We start from the raw sequence: 23,580 nt of genomic DNA on the forward strand, positions 1-23,580 counted from the left end.
ACCGGGAACAGCAGCCCTTTGTATTCCTCATATCAGTCTTTGATATAGAACTCATTGTGAAGCAGATGATGCTCTTTGCCTTTGAGGAGTCCCTCATAAAGCTCCAGAACCAGTGGGTTCTCATCGGATTTCTTGATGATCATGGTATTGTCTGCATTGTACAAACCTCTTGCTCTGGCTGCCTTGGTTCTGTCACCGGATCTGGTCGGCTGACCTCCACCCATGATACATCCACGGCGGCATGCCATAACCTCGATCAGATGATAGTTTGCCTCGCCGTTCTTTACACGTTCCATAACGGTTCTTGCATTTGCAAGGCCACTGGCTACGCATACATTGATATCCATTCCCTTGTACGGTACGGTAAATTCCTTGATTCCCTCTTCACCACGAACACCGCACTCTGCAATCTCATGCATGGCTTCCTTGCTGTGATCCGGGCTCAGTCTTCGAAGAACTGCCTCGGTAACACCACCGGTAACACCGAAGATAACGCCACCGCCGGAACCAAATCCAAACGGCATATCGCATGCTTCCGGATCCAGTGTTGCAAAATCAAGACCAAAGTTATCGATCATGCGGAGAAGCTCTGTGGTTGTGATAACGATATCGGTATCCTGCTCGCCATCGGTAAAACTGTTGGGGCGGATTGCCTCTGCCTTCTTGGCTGTACATGGCATAATGGAAACCATAACGGTCTTCTTGCCTGCTGCATGCTCCGGATCACGGAAGTATTCCTTGATAACCGCAGACATCATTCCCTGTGGGGAACGGCAGGTAGAAATGTTCGGAACATATTCCTTATACTGATCTGTGATGAACTTCACCCATGCAGGACAGCAGGAAGTCAGAAGCGGAAGATTCTCACCCTTCTCCACTCTGTTTAGGAACTCCTTGGTCTCTTCCATGATGGTAAGGTCGGCACTGAATGTGGTATCGTATACTTCGTCAAAGCCCATTCTGTGAAGCGCGTTAACGATTTTACCCATAACACTTCTGCCTTTGGCAAGTCCGTAATGATCACCAACTGCAACACGAACTGCCGGTGCAACCTGTGCAACAACACGAGTATTCTTATCAGCCAGTGCATCCCATACTTCATCCATATGTGTACGGATGGAGATCGCACCTGTCGGACAGTAAACACGGCACTGACCACAGTTTACACACTGTGTCTCAGCAATCTTTTTATTGAATGCAGGCATGACCATGGCCTCTGTTCCACGGAATGCGAATCCAAGAGCTCCGATTCCCTGAAGTTCCTCGCAGGCACGTACACAGTTGCCGCAGAGGATACATTTGTTCGGATCACGGATGATGGACGGTGAACTGTCATCGATCTCGTGCTGTTCTCTTGTATTTTCAAAACGGATATCCCGCACGCCAAGGCGATGTGCCAGCTCCTGCAGGATACATTCGCCGCTCTTTACACAGGTTGTACAGTCACGGCAATGTGCTGCAAGAAGCAGCTCCACGATCAGTTTACGATATTTCTTAATACGACCGGAGTTGGTATAGATAACCATTCCGTCTCTCGGCTGCTCGGAACAGGAGGCAAATGTTTTGCCTCTGTCATCCTCAACTGTACAGAGACGACAGGCACCAAAGGTGGAAACCTCTGAATGATAGCACAGTGTGGGGATATTGATACCGGCATTCCTGATGACTGTCAGGACATTTTTTTCGTCGGTGAATTCTACTTTTCTTCCGTCAATTGTCATTGTACCCATAAGATATCCTCCCTTCTATGCTTCCACATAAATCGCATCAAAGTTACAGTTATCCTTACAGGATCCGCATTTGATACATACGTCGTTGTTGATTACATGTGGATGCTTGATCTTTCCTGAAATCGCACCAGCCGGACAGTTCTTTGCACACTTGCCGCAGCCGATACAGAACTCAGGATTGATATGGAATTGACGGAGCGCCGTGCAGACCTTCGCACGACATTTTTTATCTACGATATGCTCTACATATTCGTCACGGAAACGCTTCAGAGTACTGATGACCGGAAGCGGTGCACTCTTACCGAGTCCGCACAGGGCCATGCTCTGAACCATGTTTGCAAGCTCTTCCAGCTCATCCAGATCGGAAAGCTCACCCTTACCTGCGACGATTCTCTCCAGGATCTCAAGCATACGTTTGGTACCCTCACGGCAAGGAACACATTTACCACAGCTCTCACGCTGTGTAAAGCTCATGAAGAAACGCGCAACCTCTACCATACAGGTATTCTCATCCATAACAACCAGTCCGCCGGAGCCCATGATGGCATCCAGCTTCTTAACAGAATCAAAATCAAGCGGATGATCGATCTGATCGTCGATCAGACATCCACCGGAAGGACCGCCGATCTGTACACCCTTAAATGCAGCACCGCTCTTAAGACCGCCGCCAATGTCATAAATGATATGACGGAGGCTTGTTCCCATTGGAACCTCGATAAGACCGGTGTTCTCAATGGAACCGGTAAGTGAGAAAGTCTTGGTTCCAGGGCTTCCCTCTGTACCGATGGTGTGGAACCAGTCTGCTCCCTGAAGGATAATCTTCGGTACGTTGGCATAAGTCTCTACGTTATTCAGAACCGTAGGTTTACCCCACAGGCCCTGCTCAACCGTTCTCGGAGGTTTTACTCGAGGCATACCTCTGTTGCCTTCGATAGAAGCAGTCAGGGCAGAACCTTCACCACATACGAACGCTCCGGCACCGCGATTGATATGTAAGTGGAAATTAATACCGGAACCAAGGATATTATCACCAAGAAGGCCATAGGACTCTGCCTGCTCAATAGCCATTCGAAGTCTCTGTACAGAAAGAGGATACTCGGCACGCACATAAATATAACCATCTTCTGCACCTACTGCATAGGCAGCGATCACCATACCCTCGATCATCTTGTAAGGATCACCTTCCATTACGGAACCATCCATAAATGCTCCCGGGTCACCCTCATCACCGTTACATACTACATAACGGACTTTTTCCGGCTGGCGTGCAACCTGTGACCATTTCTTGCCTGCAGGGAAGCCTGCACCGCCACGGCCGCGGAGACCAGACTTCGAGATCTCGTCGATAACACCCTGTGGGGTCATCTCAAAGAAAGCCTTCGCCATAGCGGAAAATCCGCCTACGGAAATATATTCATCAATGGACTCTGCATCGATCTTGCCACAGTTCTCAAGAACGATCCTTGTCTGCTGGTTCAGGAACGGAATGTCACTGGGATGTGGACAGGCCTCATCATTATGACGATAAAACAGACGCTCAACAGGCAGTCCGCAGATCACGGTCTTCTCTACGATCTCGCGACAGTCGTCTACCTGAACATGTACATACTGATAATCATAGGGCTCAATTCTCATAAGAGGACCAAGTTCACATAAGCCCTGGCATCCGGTCTTAACGATTCCTACATGAGGAACATCCTTCTGCATCTCAACCGCAACACCCTCGATTCCCTCACAGAGTCTTGACATTTCTTCATAAATCTTCTGAGCACCGGAAGCAATACATCCGGTACCGGAACAGACGAGAACACGGCAGGTATAGCCATCAAGATTCTTCTTAACCTCAGCCTGTTTGTTTTTCAGATCTTCCATACTGGTTATACTCATACGCTCTCACCTCTCAATTCATTTAAAAGCTCAACAGCCTTCTCAGGAGTCATCTTCGGGTGAACTTCATCATTTACAGTCAGTGTCGGTGCAAGTCCGCAGGCACCAAGACAGGAAACTGTCTCAACGGTAAACATCATATCATCTGTAGTATGCTTCTTATGACTCAGTCCAAGTTCCTTCAGCATTGCTTCCTTTACAGGCATGGACTTACGTACATGACAGGCAGTACCGTCACATACCTTGATGATGTACTTGCCTTTCGGCTCAAAGGAAAAGTTTTCATAGAAAGTAGCTACACTGTACGCCTTCGCTTCTTTTACACCAATCTGTTCCGCAACATAAGTAAGAAGCTCTCCCGGAAGATAACGGTACTCAGCCTGAATATCCTGCATGATTGGAATCAGTGATGCAGCTTTCCGGCCGTAGTGCTCGATGATCTCGTCCGTTTTTCTGTAATACGTCTGGTCTAACATTCGGTTCCCTCCTTGTTTCTCATAGATTTTCCACTTGATCAACCTGTTCCACTACAGGTTAATGCTTTAACACTCTGTCAGTGCCGCGCATTTATGCAAATCATTATTTTGCACTATTTCATGCCTTTAATTATAACTTATATGGTCATTTTTCACAAGCGATTTTTTTGCTTTTTTCAGAATATATCGAAATGTTTACAGTGACTTACTGATTTTGTATCTATTTTCCATAAAATATGTTCAATTTTTAACAACCTTGATAATAAAGATACAAATCTGCTCTTTGTTTCTGCCCCAAAACATTAAAGCCGGTTATTGATTTTATTTCTCAATTACTTTAAGATAGATAAAAAGTGCGTGGAAAACATTTAATTAATTTATTTTGTAAAGGAGAACATCTATGCGAAATCTTGACACACCAGTAAAACAGATCCGGCGAAAGATTTTTACCGAAATTGCTAAGATCGGATTTGAATCCACGGACGAATCAATGATCCATGATATCGAATCCATTCCCTACAATATTGTAGAGGAACGCGCGAAATACCGCGAAAGCATCTATCGTGAAAGAGCTGTTGCAAGCGAACGTGTCCGTCTGGCCATGGGACTTTCCCTCCGCCCGGAAAATCGTTCCGTCCACCTTACCGATGGCGTGAAGGCCAGCAACATTGACGAGAAATATTATGAACCACCTCTTATGCAGGTGATCCCTTCCGCATGTTCCGCATGCGAATCCAACAAATACGAAGTCAGCAACATGTGCCGCGGCTGTGTCGCACATCCCTGTTTACTCACCTGCCCCAAAGGCGCCATTTCCATGGTAAACGGAAAATCCTTCATCGACCAGGACAAATGTATCCATTGCGGAAGATGCAAAGCTGTCTGTCCTTACGATGCCATCGCCCATAAAGAACGCCCCTGCGAACGTGCCTGCGGTGTAAAAGCCATCGAGAGCGATGAACAGGGACGCGCCTCCATCAACCAGGATAAATGCGTATCCTGCGGCATGTGCATGGTCAGCTGTCCATTCGGAGCTATCTCCGACAAATCCCAGATTTTCCAGCTGGCACATGCCCTCCGAGAAGGAACTGAGATCATTGCAGAAATCGCCCCCGCCTACATCAATCAGTTCGGCGAATACGTCACCCCGGGCCAATTCCGCTCCGCTCTCAAACAGCTGGGCTTCTCAAACATTTATGAGGTAGCACTGGGCGCAGACATCGGCTGCATCTCTGAAGCACACCACTACGCCAAAGAAGTAGCAACCGGCCACCTCCCGTTCCTCCTCACCTCCTGCTGCCCATCCTGGTCAGTCATGGCAAAAAAATACTTCCCGGCTATGATCGACAACATCTCCCAGGAGCTGACCCCGATGGTGGCAACTGCCCGGATCGTAAAAAAAGAGCACCCCCATGCGAAAGTAGTCTTCATCGGACCATGCGCCTCCAAGAAACTGGAAGCCATGCGTCATTCCGTAAGAAGTGATGTAGACTTCGTGATCACCTTCGAGGAACTCTGGGGCCTGTTCGACGCCAAAAGCATCACCCCATCCACCTGCGAAGAGCTCCCGGAAGAAACCCAGGCCGCAACCGCAGCAGGACGAGGCTACGCCATTGCAGGCGGCGTAGCCGGAGCCATCGAAAACTGTCTGAAGGAATACTATCCCGATGTACCAGTCCACATCGAACACGCAGAAAGCCTTGCCGAATGCAAAAAAGTCCTCACTCTGGCAAAAGCCGGCAAGATCAAAAACTGCATGATCGAAGGAATGGCCTGCCCCGGAGGCTGCATCGGAGGCGCCGGAACCAACGCCGGCTTCGCAAAAACCTCCAAGGCCCTCAAAAAATACGTAGACAGCTCAGAACCAAAACTCCCCTCACAGGAACTGGAAAACCTGGAGTTGAACTAACTACCTCAAAATATTCCACTATATAATTCCCCAAATATTTCAATTTGATTGAATAAAAAACGGAGATGCAACCTAGATCTTTAATCTTCAAGGTTGCATCTCCATTATTTTATCAACCAGGACAGGGCAAAGCCCGCCTCCATCCCTCATCCACATCCTTCCCCATAGCCAGACAACCTAACACCGCCAACGCACAGGCCCGGAAGGGAGTGCGGTACTGTCTGCGGACGACTCTGCAGGAGGTGTGCTGGATCTTAGGCGGCGGGACTTCTGCGTTATTTTTCAAAAGCCAGCTGTCTGAGCGGCAAAAAGCCGCGAGTTCTGGCTTTTGGAAAATGGTTTTAGCAGAATCCCGGCGCCTTAGATCCAGCCGCCGACGAAGCCCGGCCGCAGACAGAACCGCACTCCCTTCCGGGCCGTCCCGTTCGCCACTACCGTCCCGTTCGCCACCACCACTACTTCTCCACCGTCTCCGTACTCTCCGGCCAGGTATACTCCTCCCCCTTCAACTCCGCCAGAAGACTCCTAAGCTTATATCCATAACTTCTCCCGGCGGCCCATCCGCCCCCATAAGGATTCTCCTGGATCCCAAGCCACTCCACATAAGGTGCACTCTCCCGGGTCACATACTGAAAACGGTTATCCACACAAGCCTGGTTCAACTCCTCCGAAGAAGCATAAGCCTTCAGATGCTGCACCTGCGCCCGGATCCCCGTCCTTACATCCGGAAAAGAATTACCGGCAACACCACCACCGGTAGTCCCCAGCCCCGAAAAATTAAACTGCCCTGCACTGGCATCCCCACCAAACTGAAGCCATCCGGTCTCAAGCATCGCCTGTTCATAAACAACTTCACCACGGACACCCTCCGTATCCGCTTCCTCTATCACAATTGTGCAAAACGTATCAATGTCCGGTGCACCGCCCTCTGTCAGGATACCGGAAGGATACTCCACATTCTGCGCCTCATACTGCGCCACCATATCCTCCACATCCACTGTGGTACACCCCATGATCGTATAATATCCGTAAGTATTATCTGTGGAATCATCCACAAAACTATCTATATCACTCTCTCCGGATGACTGCGGCTTGGAGATCTGTCCCTCCATGGAATGATCCACTTCTTCTGCAAAAACACCCACAGGCGTTCCGATCACCAGAACGCCTGCAAGCATCATCATCCGTAAACAAAAACTATTTCGGAATCTGTACATATATCAATAATCAATCCTTTATTACTGCGCTTTTCTCATCGCAGCTTCAACCACATGACCTACAAGAACAGAAGTTGTAACACTTCCTACTCCGCCAGGAACCGGTGTGATCGCATCAACGATTGGCTCAACTGCCGCATAATCAACATCACCACAAAGCTTGCCCTCTGCATTGACATTGATACCAACATCGATAATAGTCTGTCCCTCTCTGACATAATCAGCGCCGACAACACCAGCACGACCAGCTGCAACGATGACGATATCCGCCTCTTTTGCAACAGACGGCATATCAACGGTTCTTGTATGGCAGATCGTTACTGTCGCATTTTTCTTAACAAGCATCATGGCAGCCGGTTTACCAACTACAAGACTTCTTCCGATAACAACCGCTTTTTTGCCTGTGCAGTCGATTCCATAGTGATCAAGGATCTCCATGCATGCCTGCGGTGTACATGGCGGGAATCCGATCTTCTTGCCTGTAAATACACCAGACATGGAAAGATCTGTCATACAGTCAACATCCTTCTCTGCTGCAAGTGCATTCTCGATCACTGCCTGATCCAGATGTTTTGGCAGCGGACGGAACAGAAGAACTCCATGGATCTTGTCATCTTTGTTTACTTTATCGATGGTTGCAAGAAGCTCATCCTGGGAAACATCCTCCGGAAGAAGGATTTTCTCACATGCAACACCAAGAGTCTCACAGCGCTTTGTAGCACCTCTCTCATAGGAAATATCGCTTGGATTCTCACCAACACGGATAATGCAAAGTGTAGGATCTACACCTTTTGCCTGAAGCTCTGCAACGTTCGCTTTGATCTTTTCATTGAGAGCCGCTGTTACTTCTTTACCTAATAACTGCTTTGCCATTTGTCTGGTTCCTCCTATTTCAGTCTTCCGAGAACACTGTCAAATGTCTCGTCTGCGATCTTCGTATATTTCTCAAGCATAGCGTCTGCTTTTTTGTTTAATTCCTCTGCATATGCACGGTCAGCCATAGATTTTGTGTTAATGTACACATTCAGGCTTGCTCCCTTAAGAGCTGCTTTGCAGAATGCAGCACCTACACCAGCATCACTGATTGCAAGCTTAGAACCTTTTGCTCCGAACTCAACGATAAGTTCAATAGCCTCGCAGCATTTCTCCATGATCTCCATAGGAACAGAGCATGCTTCCTTGAGGGCAGCTTCCATTACTCGAGCCTTCTCAGCCTTCTCTTCTTCTGTCTCTCTCGGCATTCCGTAAGCCTTGGAAAGAGGCTCAAAAACTTCCGCATCTCTCTCGATCAGATGAAGGAAATCTTTCTGAAGCTGATCACATTTCTTTTTCAGCTCCCACATTTCATCTTCTACATCTGCATATTTTTTCTTACCGACAGTAAGGCTTCCAACCATGTTTCCAAGAGCTGTACCAACCGCACCTACAAGAGCCGAAGCGCCGCCGCCGCCTGGAACCGGTGCCTTGGAGCTTAATACCTCGACAAATTCAGTACAAGTACTTGTAGAAAATCCCATAGGACTCTCCTCCTTATATTCTTATTTTAGCACTCTTTAGAGCCCATTGGGGGCTTTATAAAAAGCCCCCTCCGGTTGTTTTTGATCTTATGTTCCGATTAGAAGAGACCTGTGATCTTACCTGTCTCATCTACATCGATCTTGGTTGCTGCCGGAACTTTCGGGAGACCTGGCATAGTCATGATCTCACCTGTCAGAGCAACGATGAATCCTGCACCTGCGGAAATCTTCAGGTTACGTACTGTTACCTCAAAGTCTGTCGGTGCACCAAGTTTTGTCTGATCATCAGTCAGACTGTACTGTGTCTTAGCAACACAGATCGGGCAGTTGCCAAATCCAAGTGCTTCCAGCTGTTTTGCCTGTTTCTGAGCATTTGCTGTAAGAACAACTTTCTTACCACCGTAAACTTTCTGTACGATGTTATTCAGTTTATCCTCGATGGATCCCTCAAGCTCATAAGCATATGTGAAGTCATTCGGCTCCTCAACAAGACGGATTACTTCCTCAGCAAGCTTCATGCCGCCTTCGCCGCCTTTTGCCCATACCTCGGAAAGTGCAACGTTAACGCCAAGCTCTTTACATTTTGCCTCAACCAGGTCAAGCTCTGCCTTGGTATCGGTCGGGAATGCATTGATAGCAACTACACATGGAAGTTTGTATACATTCTTGATATTGCTTACATGTTTCAGAAGGTTTGGAAGACCTTTCTCAAGAGCCTCAAGGTTCTCGTTGTTCAGATCTGCCTTCGGAACACCACCGTTGTATTTCAGTGCACGAACAGTAGCTACGATAACAACTGCGCTTGGATGAAGGCCTGCCATACGACACTTGATGTCAAGGAATTTCTCTGCACCAAGGTCAGCACCGAATCCAGCCTCTGTGATAGCATAATCTGCAAGTTTCATAGCCATCTTTGTAGCTGTTACGGAGTTACATCCATGAGCGATGTTTGCGAATGGTCCGCCGTGTACGATTGCAGGAACATGCTCCAGTGTCTGTACAAGGTTTGGTTTCAGGGCATCTTTCAGAAGTGCTGTCATAGCACCCTCTGCATGAAGATCACCAGCTGTTACCGGTTTCTGCTCGGAAACTTTACCATAGGTATATCCGATGATGATTCTGGAAAGTCTCTCTTTCAGGTCTTTGATGTCGCTTGCAAGACAGAGAACTGCCATGATCTCGGATGCAACTGTGATATCATATCCATCCTCACGCGGCATACCGTTTGTTCTTCCGCCAAGACCATCTACTACATTACGAAGCTGACGGTCGTTCATGTCCACGCAACGTCTCCATGTGATCTTTCTCGGGTCAATGTTCAGGTCATTACCCTGGAAGATATGGTTGTCGATCATTGCTGCAAGAAGGTTGTTTGCCGCACCGATCGCATGGAAGTCACCGGTAAAGTGAAGGTTGATATCCTCCATCGGAACTACCTGTGCATAACCGCCGCCTGCTGCACCACCTTTTACACCGAATACCGGTCCGAGGGATGGCTCACGAAGAGCTACCATTACTTTTTTGCCCATTTTCTGCATTGCATCTGCAAGACCAACGGTTGTTGTTGTTTTTCCCTCTCCTGCAGGTGTCGGGTTGATAGCTGTTACGAGGATCAGCTTACCATCTTTCTTGTCACTCTCTTTTAACAGATTGTAATCAATTTTTGCTTTGTACTTACCGTACTGCTCCAAATATTTGTCGTCAATACCTGCCTTCTCTGCAATCTGTGTAATTGGAAGCATTTCGCACTCCTGTGCAATTTCGATGTCACTTTTAAATCCCATAATGTTACCTCCCTTTAGGTATTTTTACAGTTTTTAATCCCTTAAAACTGCATCTCTATAAAAACAGGTCCCATCCTGTTCTTAACTATTTTTCATTTTTAAAGACATTTCAGAAATGCCTTTAAAGACCCAATGATAACGTCTCCCATAACGGCCATATCCTCAGCCGCAAAGGAAACCGGAAAATTATCGGAAAACAAGATCTGTGAGGACGGCGGAAATTCATCATCCCCCTCCCAGAGGATCATCTGAACTACATATCCCGGAAAGATCTCCACCTGGTATGCAATATCTCCATGATCCACGGGAACCGCATGGATGTGTTCCATGATTTCCTTGAAATCCTTAAGTCTGTTTCCGTATGTGAAAGCCAGGCGTTTGATGCACCTGCCATCAAACTGACGGAGATAAACCTCTCCCCAGGGCATTTCCCTGTATGTTTTAAACCTTCCGCTTCCCTGAGATACATTCCCGTTCAGCAGAAAACGGATAGCAAGGATCTTTGCATAATGCATTTCCTCAAGAGGATAAAATCCCGCATCATCTTCCTCATGAGTTACCTGAAAATCCGGCCAGGAAATATAATAAACGCTTCCCAGGAATTTCAGAGTCAGTTCTTTCTTCTCTTCGTCATAAGGAAGTGAAAGACGTCCGGCAATTTCTGCCGGGTCTGCCTTAGCGAACTCCTCTGTATAATGCTCCCAGGGCATTCTTTCTTTGCTGTCTTTTTCATAATTCAAGTCATTTATACTAAAAGCCATGTTTTACCTCTGCTGTTTTAGTCTGCTTTATCTCTTCTGCTGTTCTTCCATAACAGACGGAAACAGATTTGTGTCCGTATGCGGAATAAAGCATGCACCTACAAACTCGTCCATATACGTAGGAACTGTGGAAAGTTCCAGATAAGTCATATTGGAAGCCAGCTCATAAGTTTTCTTCTCTGCTGATGTGGAATGAAGCATCAGATAAGCACCTGTAAGAGAAGAGTTTCCAATGTAATGGAACTTCTCAAGAGGAATATCCGGGAACATTCCGATATGCACTGCATTAGCCATATTGATTCCACTTCCGATTCCACCGGCAACGTATACATCGTCGATCATGGAAACATCGAAGTCAAGAGAATTCAACATGGTACGGATTGCTGAAAAAATAGCACCTTTTGCACGGATAAAGTTATCAATATCTACCTCTGTGATCTCTACATCCTTAACAGAGCCTGCTTCATCCTCAAATGCGATCACATAGCTTCCCATGCCATACTGATCGTGACGGACTCTCTTGCCCTCGCGGACAAATTTGCCTTTCGGATTGATGATTCCTGTCATAAAGAGTTCACTGATCACATCAATGATACCGGAACCGCAAAGTCCTACCGGTTTGGTTCCAGGTTCACCTACAACCTTATATGTCGGCTCCATAGTTTCTTTATCAATGGTACATGCCTCAATAGCACCGTCTGTAGCACGCATACCGCAGCTGATATCTCCACCCTCAAAGGCAGGACCAGCGGAACATGCACAGCTCATCATGAAATCGGAATTACCGAACACAAGCTCTCCGTTAGTACCAAGGTCGATAAACAGAGAAAATTCCGGTCTGTTCCAGATCATACTTACCAGTGTACCGGCAGTGATATCTCCACCTACATAGCTTCCGATATTCGGAGCCATGATAATATGTGCATCCGGATTGATCTCAATTCCCACATCCGATGCAAACAAGGAATTTGTTTTGAAAAACGTAGGAATATACGGTTCCATACGAAGCGGATCCGCATTGATCCCTGCAAACAGATGATTCATGGTTGTATTAGAAGCAACACACATCCGGTAGATCTGTTTCTCCGGGAAATGAATGCTTCTGCACATCTCATGGATCATCGGGTTAATGGTCTCTTTGATCACCGCGTCCTGAAGTTTCTTTTTTCCGCCAGGTTTCTGAGATTCGATGATACGGTTGATAACATCCGCACCAAAACGGATCTGTCCGTTTCCGGAAGAACTCTTGGCCAGGATCTCTCCTGTTTCCATATTGATCAGGACTGCCGAAACGGTTGTGGTACCGATATCTACAGCAAGACCACCGATCACAACATCTTTCTTACTGTCAAAAATATCATAAACATACATGTCATTTGGTGCTGTACGAACCACGCACTTCACAGAGAATTTACTCTCACGAAGTACATCTGGAAGCTTCTTAAGCACCGCATACGGAATTCTGACACGCTTCAGGTTCATAAACTTCTGAAGTGCACGGGTCAGCCTTTCATTATCCGGCATGGTATCATCCAGTGATGGAATATCCATCTGAAGTTCCACAACATCAAGACTGTTTGTAAGTTCTATGCCAGCCATCTCAACTTCATGCTTGGCATTTTCAAAAATAGCGATTTCTTCTTTTGAGCTCAAATCAGCCACTTTCATTCGGCTCTTATATGCGGATGCAATATCCGGAACAAGAACCTCCACATCTGCACTGATCTTGCTCATACAGGCCAGACGCCAGCCTGCGCCATATTCTTCATCCGAAATATGAAGAGTTTTCTTTGAGTCCAGTTCTCCGCTTTTTAACTGTACCCGACATTTTCCACAGGCTCCGTTTCCGGAACATGGTGCATCGATAGCCACATTGGCACTACGAGCAACCTCCAGTAAATTATCCCCCGCATTGGCAAATGCTTCTACCGTACTGCCATTTTCAAAAGCAAAAGTCACCTTAAACATTCGGCAACCACCTTTCTCGCCTCGTAAAAGTTATTCGTCTTCCACCTGTGGCGTTGGGAGTTAGACTAAACTATATTAGTAAAAAAGAGGCTGAAGGCCGAAGCCCCCAGCCTCTGAAACAGCGCTCCTGTTTTGTTCACACGCCAAATTAGATCTCAAGGTAAGAATCTGCGTAAAGTGTGTTACCCTTGAATACGTCACAGGATTTGATTGTCTCCATAAGACGAAGGTCGTTAGGGTTAACGATTGCAGATGTAAGACCATTCATCATAGCCATAGCTACAAGAGCAGAGTCCATGATCGGACGGATATGTTTTGGCATACCGTTACTGTTGTTGGAAAGACCGCCAGTGGAGTTCAGACCCATCTCGGAGAACATCTTGATTGCCTCAAGAACTTCCATCTGTTTGTCCTGCATTCCTTTTACAACAAGGAAAAGCGGATCAAACCAGAGATCCTCTGCTTCCATACCAAGGCCAAGACCTCTCTCAAGCATGTTCTGGCAATGCATCATACGCTCGTCATTGTCTGATGCAACCATACCGGAAGAGCAAAGTGCGATACAGATCGCATCGTTAGCTGCTGCAAGGTCGATATTGGAAATTCTGTCTCCAGCATCTGCAGAGTTTACGATCGGTTTACCTTTGCTTCTGTTGTATACGGAAATACCAGCCTCAATAGCTTTCTGATTTGTAGTATCCAGAGCAAGCGGAACATTGTCAAACTCAGACTGAAGGAGCTGTACTGCCCATTTCATAAGGTCCTCGCCATCGTTCTCAGCCGGTCCGATGTTTACATCAAGATATGTAGCGCCCGCATCAAGCTGCTGTTTTGCTCTTTTGATGATCGGCTCAGGATCTCTCTCAGTAAATGCTTTATTTACTGCCGGTGCTGTTGTTGAAAGTCTCTCCCCAATTGTTACAAATTTTGCCATACTCGTGTTCTCCTTTACATATTAGTAGGATATGGCTGTGCAGCAAACCTGCACAGCCGTTTATAACTGCCGGCGATATTGCCGGACAGCTGATTTCTTAAACCTTAAGTTTATGCATCAAGGTCTTTTAAGAATTTCACAAGCTGTACTGCTTCTCTTGGTCCTACGATGATCTCCCATCCAGGAAGCTTAGCCTCAAGATCGCCCTTAAGAACTGCTACTTTACCAGGAATAACCAGTCTTCTGCATTTAACCTTCGGCTCAACATTCTCTTTGATATACTCGGAGATGCTGTTTCCGGAGAATTTACCTGCTGCCCAGGATGTAAGTACGGAAAGTCCGCCTGCATCATTGATCACCAGGTTAAGCGGAACACCGGAACGCTCCAGCTCGCCAGATACTACGAAATATGTAAGAGCAAAGTCTACTGTTGTTACAACGAGAGAATTCTCGTCTGCTCCGTTCAGAGGATAAATGCCCGGTTCTACCTTCATTGGCTTCTGCGGGTCTGTAAATACGTTCTGACGAAGACCGAACAGCGGAAGTGCCTCTGCATATGTCATCTGCTCCATAACGATGATAGAACCATATTTCATAGTAAACATGGAAGCAAGTGCTGCCTGTAAATGTTTGTCACCCTTCGCAAGTTTAACAAGGTTAACGATAGAAGGATAACCAAATGTTCTGTCCTGATTCTTAAGAGCTGCACGACGAACCTGTACAGTATTTGCAAAGGTCTCTTTGATGTCAGCTCCTGTTGTATCAAGTACAAGATTCTTGTTGCCAAGTTTCTCAATAGCTGCTGTAGTATCATATAACTCATTGATGTCCTTACCGGATACACCGAGAACTACGCCTGCATCTGTAGCAACCTTGCTCATTGCCTCGTAGTTGGAAGCGTTTGCTCCGTTAAGAACCGGTTTGCCGTCCTTACATACTTCAAGGGCAGCTTTTGCGATCTCAGGATCTGTACAGCCAAGGATCAGTGTTCTTCCAAGACCTTTAGCCTTCTCTACAAGTGCTGTAAATTTTGCAGCATCTGCATTCCCATCGCAGTTTACATACACAAGCTCTACATGCATTCTCTCACCGATACGATCATAGTCAACGTGTGGGATCTCTGCAAGTTTTGCTTCTACTTCTTCATCACTCATGCATGTGCAAAGTGATACGGCATATCTTGTTTTGCTTACAAATGTCTTCTCATGTCTGAAAAGAACAGTCTCTCCACCAAGTGTAAACTCTCCATCGCCTGTTCCGATCTTGATAGTTTTCATTGGCGGTGCAGTTGCCTCAGAAAGAGATGCTAATGCATCCTCGGACATATGAGGACACTGCTCAATTTTCATAGCGCCCTGTGCAACTTTCATAGAGAAAGCCATACATGTAGGGCATCCACATTCCTTACAGTTTTTCTTTGGTGTTAATTTAAAGATCTGAATACCATTCAGTGCCATAGCTCTTTATCCTCCTATTTATTACGCAAGTGCTTTGATCAGCTTGGAAATTGTCTTAACAGATTCCGGATGTCTTAAGATAACTGCATCAGAACCAGCTGCAAGATCAGCTGCTGCTGTCTCAACTTCCATGTCGATTCCACGCTCGTCCTGTGGTCCCCATGCCGGCATGTCTGCTTCAGAAGCCATTGCCTCTTTAACATTCCATGTCTCAGCGGATACAGGTGTAATAATAGGCATCTGCAGCATGTTATCATTCTGCCCTAAAGCGGCACCTTTGATACGGTCCATAGTAGATACTACGTACTCATATCCATAACCAACTGCTGCACTACCGATATTCATAACGATCTTCTTAGCATCTACACCAAGCTGTGTAGTAACAACGTTAAGCTGTTTAGCAAGGTTGATATCAACGGCAGACTCAGCGCCTACGATCTGATTGTAAGCAAGACCTGCTGCTGCACCGATTGCTTTGTAGTTCTCCTCTTTCTCGGAAAGGATCAGTGCATTTCTGCCCTGAAGAGCCTCTGCAACCTTCGGAAGGAGCTCTGCATCCTTCTCAACATTCTTGCAGCCCTCTACAACCAGTGGACAGTCAACTGCATCTGCAACTTCTTTAACAACTGCGATCAGCTCATCGATAGATTTGTTAACACCGTTCGGGTCACCGCCCTCAAGAATAAGTGCAACAAAGTCAGCACCCTCCATAGCTGCAGCTTTCTTAGCAATGTCAGCCATTGTAGTAGCGCCTTCATAGTAAGCTTTGATACCTTCAGATACGCCCTCAAGACCCATATCAGAGATCTCTACACCGATCTTCGGGCAGTTCTCTGACTCTGCGTCAAAGGAATAAAATGGGAATGTACAATCCCCACCAATTGTCACAGTCTTATCTCCGCTTCCGATTGTGACAGCATTAATCTTTGCATTGAACTTTTGTGGTTTCTGATTAAACGGCATTTTTCGTTAGCCTCCTTAAAAATAATAATTAAAAACTACAGAGCTTCTTATATTATACTACATAGCACCAGTTATTGGCAAGATGCAGCACTATATTTCTGTTAAAAAATCAACAAACTTTTTAACAGTTTACAGGAGAAAGGATGTCCGCACATCCTTTCTCCCGGATAAATTACATCATCGGATCAAGTCCGAGAGCCGGATGTCCTTTTTCTGTAAGGAATGCAACCAGTGTCTCTGGATCTTCTGCGATCGTCTCATCACCGATCATGTCTGTAAAGTTATCGATTCCGTAAAGCTCTTTTGCAGTCTTATTAAGTCTGTCAGCTACGAATTCTTTCAGTTCTTTCGGCATCCATACGATACGCTCGATACCGCCCTCAGCCTTCATGAACTTCTTGGAGGAAATGAAATGTTTACCATGTCCCATGAATCCAGGTGTCTGAACTCCACCACCTGTCATGGATGCCATCTCAGGGAATGTCATTCCAAGTGGTGTCATGCCTGCATACTCACGGTTAGCAATAACAACACCGTTGGAGAATGGCTCGATACCACAGATACACTCGAAGCATCCGCAGGAAGTCATCGGATCCTGCATGATGGAGTACAGTGTAACGTGCTCCAGAGCACCCTGGGAGAATTTCTGAACTGCCTCATCAACGTCCTCATAAGAACCAAGATTCTCATCGATCGGACGCTCTTTTGTGATGATCTGGCAAGGACCAGCTGGGTCAAGCTGATGTGTAGCTTTTGCATCCAGCCATGAAACCGCACCGCAAAGACCAAGTCTCTCAGGTGTTACTACACATACGTGGCTTGGTGCGAATGCCTGGCAAAGGATACAGCTGTAATATACGTCAACAGACTCATCTGTCAGAGTATCAAGACGCTCATCACGTTTGTCAAAGATCGGAATTGCAACCTCATGACGGATTCTTGTACACTCAGCAGGATCTGTATAGATAACAACCTCACATTTATCAACAACCGCATCGAACTCATTCTTAACAGATGCATAAAGAACCTCACCGATATGTTTGATTCTGAAGCCTGCATTAAATGCCTCAATGCTGATACGGATACGCTGCATATCACGCTGTCCTGTATGGTATACACCCTCGATACAGTTGATGTAGTTGTGGAATTTACGCTCGATAACCGGCTCAAAGTCAGACTGCATATTCTTACCTGCAACTTTAACAACATATGCAATGCTGTTCTTGCTGCCGAATTCCATCTCATCTACTTCAGGTCCGATTACTGTGATCTTGTGATCCTCGATCTCAGAAGCATCGCAGGTCTGTACAAGCTCTGCACAGTCTACACGGGAACCATCGAACTCAACCTGCATATCTTTACGACGGATGATCTCACCCTCGAATGCAGATGCGAAAGCAACCGGAATATCGATATTTGTAATTTTGATCTTAATGTCACGTGCCTCAAGGGAAGTAGCGTTGAATTTGCTTACGTCCTCCTGAACGATAAGGCTCTTCGGTACACGGAAGATATTCTCTGTCTCATTTGTAACAACCGGGAATCCAAGTGCGATAGCGCCTGCACCGCATGCTACGATCACATCATCCAGAGGTTTGAATGCGTTAACAAATGCCGGTACACGATCCATTGTGTATTTCATAAGTGTTCCTGCATCTCCAGGTGTTACGTTACCGAAGATCAGAGCTGCACGGATCGCAACGGAAACTACATGAACAACAGATGTAACATCTTTTCCAAGAGGAATAACACGAACGTTGGCACCTGTCTTCATTCCGGCTTCTGCAACCTGATCAATGATTCCGCCAACAAGTGTTACCAGGATACCCTGTGCCTGATAGCTCTTTACAAGAGCAACACCCTCTTCTGTAGTAGGAGCAGCACCAAGGATAACAGCAACGCCTGGGATATCACCTGTTACAAGCGGTACACCGAGCTCACGGATAACAGCATCACCAAGATGTCCATAGCATGGCTCTTCGTAAGGAGTTGCTCCGTCGATATATTTCAGAACCTCGATGAACTCTGCGCAGAGTGCTGTAGCAACACCGGACATGAATGCATCGTTCAGTCTTTTCTCTCTTGTCATAAGTGTTTTTACAACGCCAAGAGCTTCTTTTAATTCTTTTAATGTTGTAACTTTTGTTCCTGTTACAGCATAGTAGCAAGGAAGGCTGTAAGCGGTATTCGGGAAGCTGACAGCTTTGTCTTCGCCATACTGAGCGATCGCGCCGTCAATAGCACCCTCTGTTAAACCATATACAGCATCGTTTCCGCCGAATACTCTATCAAATAAAGTCACTGTAATACCTCCTATTTTTACAGAATTGAATTCTGATCAATTTTGTCTTTGATTTTTCTGATTTCAGCTGTTACAGTTTCACTGAAATCGTAGGGAGATTTTCCCTGACGATCAGCATCTATAACTTCTGTATTGTAGTGGATCATTCCAAGCAGATCCTCTGCCGGGATCTTACTCCGGATAAATTCCTCATCCTCCGGATTTCTTACCTTATTGGCCACGACCTTAACCTGAGAAACTCCCAGATCCTTTGCAAGACGTTTGACATTCTTATATGTCTGTACACTTCTTGCCCCTGGTTCGATCACTACAATAAATTCATCCATGCTCTCCGTGGTGCCCCGGCCCAGATGTTCCAGGCCGGCCTCCATATCCATGATCACCACATCATCTCTGTGGATCACAAGGTTATTGATCACTCTTTTAAGCATCACATGTTCAGGACAGACGCATCCGCCTCCACCTGTTTCCACAGTTCCAAGGACAAGCAGCTTTACGCCATTACAGGTTTTTCCATAAGTATCCGGAATATCGTCTACCTTTGGGTTCAGTTTATAAAACTGATTCTGGCTGTTGGCTCCGGTGCGTTCTTCTATGAGCTTACGCATTTTTGAGATTGGAACAATAGAATCCAAGGTTTCCTCGTCAAATCCAAGGGCAAGACCCAGGTTCGCATCCGGATCCACATCCGCCGCAAGGACTTTTTTTCCCTCATCTGCGTATAGTCTTGCAAGTGTTGCTGCGAAAGTTGTCTTTCCTACTCCGCCTTTACCGGTTACTGCTATTTTCATTTTACGTCTTCCACCTTTTATAACATTTTAAAGATCGCAACGGATTAGATTCCTAATGCTGTTCTCTTCTCTTCAATTCTCTCGATCATAAGATCAACTAATTTCTCGATGTCTGTCTCTACTGTGTAAGCAGCACCTGTCCATTTTCTTGTTCCCTCTGTAAGAAGTTCGCACATTTCTGAAGAACCGGAAACATATGGATCAACGCCAAGGAATGTATCAATACCAGTACCAACTACGTAGTTACCGATGGATACAGCTTTTTCAGACATCCACTCAGGAGCACATCCTACTACAGGAAGCTGATTGATCTGAAGTCCTGCATCTTTTGCAAGTTCAGCAGCCAGGATCATCATACGGGAGATATCTACGCAGGATCCCATATGAAGTACTGGTGGGATATCAGCCAGCTCACAGACACGTTTCAGACCTGCACCGCAGAGATCTCTTGCGGATTTGTCCATCAGACCAGCTTTAGCAGCTGCCTGTGCGGAACATCCGGAAGCGATGATAATGATATCATTTGCAATACACTTCTTCATCAGTTCGATATGTGCATAGTCAGGACGGATCTTAGGATTGTTACATCCAACCATAGCAACAGCACCACGGATAACACCGGAAGTGATGCACTCAAGTAATGGTTTGGTTGTTCCTGTTACGTCAACCTGAGAGTTTGTAACACCATCAAGAACTTTGACGATTGCTTCTACTGAGTAACCAACAGTAGCTTTCTGTTTCAGCTGCGGGATATGTACAAGCTCAGGTTTTCTGTTCTTGAAGTTATCGATAGCCATCTTAACGATTGCTTTTGCATTTTCTCCTGCTGTCTCAGCGTTGAATCTGATAAATTCAGAATCCGGCATCTGAGCGATCGGAGAAGTTGTAACAAATTTAGTATGGAAACATTTGCTCAGAGGTCCTAATGCAGGGAAGATACACTGAACATCAACTACGATCGCCTCGCAGGCACCTGTCAGTACTACGTTCTCCTGCTGCAGGAAGTTACCAGCCATCGGAACACCACGACGCATAGCTACCTCGTTAGAAGTACAGCACACACCGGAAACGGTGATTCCTTTTGCTCCTACAGATTTTGCATAATCGATCATTTCTTTGCTGTCTGCATACTCACAGATCATCTCAGAAAGACTCGGATCATGTCCGTGTACAACAATGTTTACGTTCTCTTCAACCATTACTCCAAGGTTAGCCTCTGTATCAAGTGGCTTCGGAGTTCCGAATAATACATCAGAGAACTCTGTTCCCATCATGGAACCGCCCCATCCATCAGCCAGACCGCAGCGAATAGACTGTTTTACAAGTGCTTCCGGAAGAGATGAACATCCCATATGAGACATATGCAGGGAGCTTGCAACCTCACGGTCGATAGCACGTGGTGCAATTTCGTTCTCGATCAGTTTTTCTTTCTGTCCTGCAGGCATTCTGTCAAGGAATCTCTGATATCCGAACGGTTTACCATATTCCATAAGACCGATCTCAGCCATCTCATGAGCCAGATCATAGATATCCTTGCCTTCTGTTTCCACGCCCCACTCTTTAGCGATGCGAAGCAGTTTCTCAGGATCTTTTACCTGATAATTTCCGCCCTCTTTTGCACAGTACAGTGTATGGCAGATCTCACGACCATGATCGGAGTGAGTAGCTGCACCACCGGCTGTAAATTTAAGGAAGTTTCTTCCTACGATACCATGAGCATCACATCCGCAGATTCCTCTTGGAGCCTTCGGTGTAATACGACACGGTCCCATTGCACAGATACGGCAGCAAATACCCTGCTCACCGAATTTACAGTGCGGAGTCTGGTTCTTTGCACGGATCTGCCATGCATCTGCTCCTACCTTTGCACCTGTCTCGAGAAGACGGGCTGTAGCGGCTTCAAATTCCTCCACTGTAGTTAATTTGAATTCACTCATTATAGACCTCCTTTAATAGCACATCTATTTTTATTTTTCTTTTTATAATAAGCCCAGAGCAGGAACCCATCCCCACCCATGGGTTATTCTCTTTTTTAAAAAAAGGTTTATATTAATTATAAACCTAATTTATCAAAAATTTCAAAAGCTGCTTTTCTCATCGGATTATCCTCAGGAAGAGTAACAGTCGGTTTCCCGTCACAGTCATATTCATAAACTGCTTCATCCTGTGGTACCACACCGATCAGATCGAGTCCCTGATTCCGGATTTCCTCAAGAATTCCGGAATTCAGTTCTGCTTTTGGTGCGCGATTGATAATAAGACCCACTCTGGAAGGCTTCATATCACATTCCTTAATAAGTTCTGCTATTCTTCCAACTGCCTGTACTCCTCTTCTGGAACAGTCACTTACAAGGATTGCTGTCTCCATACTTGGAAGGATTCCTCTGCTGATATGTTCCATTCCTGCTTCATTGTCCACAACAATATATGGATAATTCTTCTGGTATTTGGCAAGCTGTGCCTGAAGCAGACCGTTTACAAAGCAATAGCATCCTTTTCCCTGGGTTCTTCCCATTACAAGAAGATCGTAATCATCTTCCTCAGCAAGAGCATCCTCGAAACGTACCTCTGCATAATCTGCCTTGGACATTCCTTTGGGGATCGGGCTTTTCTCTGTCATCTCAGCATGTGCGATCTCCTCACGTACATCGCCAAGAGTTGTATCTACTTCTACGCCAAGAACCTCGTTCAGATTTGAATTGGCATCTGCATCTACCGCCAGTACAGGTCCTTTTTTCTTTTCGCAGAGATACTGGATCAGCATTCCGCATAATGTAGTTTTTCCAACGCCGCCTTTTCCGGCGACTGCAATAACATGTGCCATAAAACGGGCACCTCCTGATTTTATATCTGTTATGCCGGCGCATAAGGGAGGTGCCTGATACTGTTCTGGCACCTCCGCATCGTGCCGGAATTCTTATTTATTTCGTTGATGATTAGATAAGTGTACGAAGTCCGGATCTGTCAATGATCTCGGATACGTCTTTCCATTTGTTTAATGCATAAAGATGGATACCGTCAACACCAAGAGCGCGATACTCATCGATCTGTCTGATTGTGTATTCGATTCCTTCTTCTTTGAATCGTTTAACCTTGTCCTCATAGAACATGTCAAATGGTTTACCATCAGCATCTTTAGCGTTAAACGGATTCGGGAACAGCCAGTTTCTGGAGATCAGCCTACAAAGCTCACTGTCCATTACACAGCCGTTACGTGAAAGAGCCATATTAATGGTAGCTGCCTGATCCAGGATCGGCATTACACCAACATCTACAGGCATTGTCACTCCAGCCTCGCGGATAGCGTCCAGCCAGTATTTAAACTGTTCCATATCCCAGCAGAGCTGGGTCATGATATAATCAGCACCATTGTCCTGTTTCTGTCTCAAAACAGCAATATCAGCATCCAAGCTTCTGCATGCGATATGGCCTTCCGGTGAACCGGCTACTGCGATCTCGAACTTATCGCCAAATTCATCACGGACAAATTTAACAAGGTCTGTCGCATAATTGAAGTCTCCGCAGGTTGTTGTCTCACCAAGTGGAATATCTCCGCGAAGTGCCAGCATATGGTCAACGCCATCTGCCAGATACTGTTCCAACTGCTGTCTGATTCCTTCTTTTGTGTTCTTGATCACTGTGAAGTGTGTTACAGGAACAGTTCCTGCATTCCTGATCATCTGGCATACTTCCCTGTTGGCACCGACATTTCCGCCGCCGGCACCGTATGTACAGGAAATATACTCCGGTCTATACTTCATGAGATGTTCAATGGTTCCCGGCAGGTTTGCCATACCTTTTTCTGTCTTTGGCGGAAAAAGTTCAAAGGAAAGCAGCATTTTTTCTCTCATTGCTTCAGATAATTTCATTGATCGTCCTCCACG

Annotated in this window: 18 protein-coding genes; 1 reads left to right on the forward strand and 17 read right to left on the reverse strand. The window is 46.1% G+C overall.

The genetic code is table 11. The features are described from left to right. Positions 1-32: 32 nt before the first annotated feature. From DMI82_RS10710 to DMI82_RS10720, 3 genes are read right to left on the reverse strand one after another with little or no spacing between them, the layout of a single operon-like run. Positions 33-1,730: a [FeFe] hydrogenase, group A gene (locus DMI82_RS10710; protein ID WP_110103282.1), complete on the reverse strand. Its 1,698-nt coding sequence runs from the start codon at positions 1,728-1,730 to the stop codon at positions 33-35. Between the two features lie 15 nt (positions 1,731-1,745). Continuing rightward, positions 1,746-3,617 (reverse strand): NADH-quinone oxidoreductase subunit NuoF, encoded by a 1,872-nt coding sequence (locus tag DMI82_RS10715; protein ID WP_059085925.1) that lies wholly within the window; start codon positions 3,615-3,617, stop codon positions 1,746-1,748. Continuing rightward, positions 3,614-4,093: a complex I 24 kDa subunit family protein gene (locus DMI82_RS10720; RefSeq protein WP_015525285.1), complete on the reverse strand. Its 480-nt coding sequence runs from the start codon at positions 4,091-4,093 to the stop codon at positions 3,614-3,616. Before DMI82_RS10720 ends, DMI82_RS10715 begins: the two co-directional genes overlap by 4 nt. A 400-nt stretch (positions 4,094-4,493) precedes the next feature. Here DMI82_RS10720 and DMI82_RS10725 point away from each other — a divergent pair, with 400 nt between their 5' ends. Beyond that, positions 4,494-6,002 (forward strand): 4Fe-4S dicluster domain-containing protein, encoded by a 1,509-nt coding sequence (locus DMI82_RS10725; RefSeq protein ID WP_110103283.1) that lies wholly within the window; start codon positions 4,494-4,496, stop codon positions 6,000-6,002. Positions 6,003-6,457: 455 nt separating this feature from the next. On the opposite strand, the gene DMI82_RS10730 is transcribed toward DMI82_RS10725, so the two are convergent. The 14 genes from DMI82_RS10730 to DMI82_RS10795 all read right to left on the reverse strand — a co-directional run bounded on the left by DMI82_RS10730 (position 6,458) and on the right by DMI82_RS10795 (position 23,565). Further along, positions 6,458-7,219, reverse strand: coding sequence for a glucosaminidase domain-containing protein (locus DMI82_RS10730; protein ID WP_330409245.1), 762 nt, complete (start codon positions 7,217-7,219; stop codon positions 6,458-6,460). Between the two features lie 21 nt (positions 7,220-7,240). Beyond that, positions 7,241-8,092: a bifunctional 5,10-methylenetetrahydrofolate dehydrogenase/5,10-methenyltetrahydrofolate cyclohydrolase gene (locus DMI82_RS10735; protein WP_015525289.1), complete on the reverse strand. Its 852-nt coding sequence runs from the start codon at positions 8,090-8,092 to the stop codon at positions 7,241-7,243. Between the two features lie 14 nt (positions 8,093-8,106). After that, the gene (locus DMI82_RS10740; RefSeq protein WP_021977714.1) at positions 8,107-8,736 is read right to left on the reverse strand and encodes a cyclodeaminase/cyclohydrolase family protein; all 630 of its coding nucleotides are present in this window, start codon (positions 8,734-8,736) and stop codon (positions 8,107-8,109) included. Positions 8,737-8,834: 98 nt separating this feature from the next. After that, positions 8,835-10,520, reverse strand: a complete 1,686-nt coding sequence (locus tag DMI82_RS10745; protein ID WP_015525292.1) for a formate--tetrahydrofolate ligase — start codon at positions 10,518-10,520, stop codon at positions 8,835-8,837. Positions 10,521-10,618: 98 nt separating this feature from the next. Further along, positions 10,619-11,281 (reverse strand): DUF3786 domain-containing protein, encoded by a 663-nt coding sequence (locus DMI82_RS10750; RefSeq protein ID WP_022427073.1) that lies wholly within the window; start codon positions 11,279-11,281, stop codon positions 10,619-10,621. Between the two features lie 27 nt (positions 11,282-11,308). Continuing rightward, positions 11,309-13,249 carry a corrinoid activation/regeneration protein AcsV gene (gene acsV / locus DMI82_RS10755; RefSeq protein WP_110103284.1) on the reverse strand — a complete coding sequence of 647 codons (1,941 nt, stop codon included), beginning with the start codon at positions 13,247-13,249 and terminating at the stop codon, positions 11,309-11,311. A gap of 148 nt (positions 13,250-13,397) precedes the next feature. Then, on the reverse strand, positions 13,398-14,183 hold the full coding sequence (acsE, locus tag DMI82_RS10760) for a carbon monoxide dehydrogenase/acetyl-CoA synthase methytransferase subunit (protein ID WP_015525295.1): 786 nt from the start codon (positions 14,181-14,183) through the stop codon (positions 13,398-13,400). Between the two features lie 110 nt (positions 14,184-14,293). Then, a complete protein-coding gene (gene acsC, locus DMI82_RS10765) occupies positions 14,294-15,640 on the reverse strand; it encodes an acetyl-CoA decarbonylase/synthase complex subunit gamma (protein ID WP_110103285.1) in 1,347 nt (448 codons plus the stop codon). Positions 15,641-15,661: 21 nt separating this feature from the next. After that, the gene (acsD, locus tag DMI82_RS10770) at positions 15,662-16,603 is read right to left on the reverse strand and encodes an acetyl-CoA decarbonylase/synthase complex subunit delta (RefSeq protein WP_015525297.1); all 942 of its coding nucleotides are present in this window, start codon (positions 16,601-16,603) and stop codon (positions 15,662-15,664) included. Between the two features lie 172 nt (positions 16,604-16,775). Next, complete coding sequence (gene acsB / locus DMI82_RS10775; RefSeq protein ID WP_059085928.1) at positions 16,776-18,905, reverse strand: acetyl-CoA decarbonylase/synthase complex subunit alpha/beta; 2,130 nt, start codon at positions 18,903-18,905, stop codon at positions 16,776-16,778. Between the two features lie 17 nt (positions 18,906-18,922). After that, entirely contained in the window at positions 18,923-19,696 is a 774-nt protein-coding gene (locus tag DMI82_RS10780) for an ATP-binding protein (protein ID WP_015525298.1), read from the reverse strand. A 44-nt stretch (positions 19,697-19,740) separates the two neighbouring features. Further along, positions 19,741-21,633, reverse strand: a complete 1,893-nt coding sequence (cooS, locus tag DMI82_RS10785; RefSeq protein WP_059085929.1) for an anaerobic carbon-monoxide dehydrogenase catalytic subunit — start codon at positions 21,631-21,633, stop codon at positions 19,741-19,743. Positions 21,634-21,749: 116 nt separating this feature from the next. After that, complete coding sequence (locus DMI82_RS10790) at positions 21,750-22,520, reverse strand: ATP-binding protein (RefSeq protein ID WP_021975845.1); 771 nt, start codon at positions 22,518-22,520, stop codon at positions 21,750-21,752. Positions 22,521-22,632: 112 nt separating this feature from the next. Then, complete coding sequence (locus DMI82_RS10795; RefSeq protein ID WP_059085931.1) at positions 22,633-23,565, reverse strand: methylenetetrahydrofolate reductase; 933 nt, start codon at positions 23,563-23,565, stop codon at positions 22,633-22,635. Positions 23,566-23,580 lie beyond the last annotated feature (15 nt).

This window comes from Blautia sp. BCRC 81119 (assembly GCF_003184505.1).
GTDB classification, from domain to species: Bacteria; Bacillota; Clostridia; order Lachnospirales; family Lachnospiraceae; genus Blautia_A; species Blautia_A fusiformis.